This is a genomic window from Staphylococcus pasteuri, from assembly GCF_030547725.1.
GTDB lineage: Bacteria > Bacillota > Bacilli > Staphylococcales > Staphylococcaceae > Staphylococcus > Staphylococcus pasteuri.
On the sequence record NZ_JAUOQO010000863.1, the window covers coordinates 1 to 240 of the forward strand.

The following is a 240-nucleotide window of genomic DNA, read 5'->3' on the forward strand; positions in this document are numbered from 1 at the left end:
GTTATGTGGGCATTTTCGGTAATGAATAAGCTTGCCTGTTCTGTGTGATTTCGGTTACCACTTAAAGCATCAATTAGTTGGCTTATACAACGTTCATCATTTTCCGATAGCTGGGAATGAGCGGTTTGTTCTGAGCCAACAAATGATGGATACAACTGTTTAAGTAGCTGTTGATTCTGAGTAAGCTTATTTAGAATTTCTTGCCAAAAAACAATGCTAATTTGTAAGGTTGGGCTAGAT

General features: G+C 37.5%; 1 protein-coding gene. It reads right to left on the reverse strand.

The genetic code is table 11. The annotated features are described in order from the left end of the window. On the reverse strand, nucleotides 1-240 hold a 240-nt coding region (locus tag Q4528_RS15735; RefSeq protein ID WP_303522662.1), incomplete at both ends, for a hypothetical protein.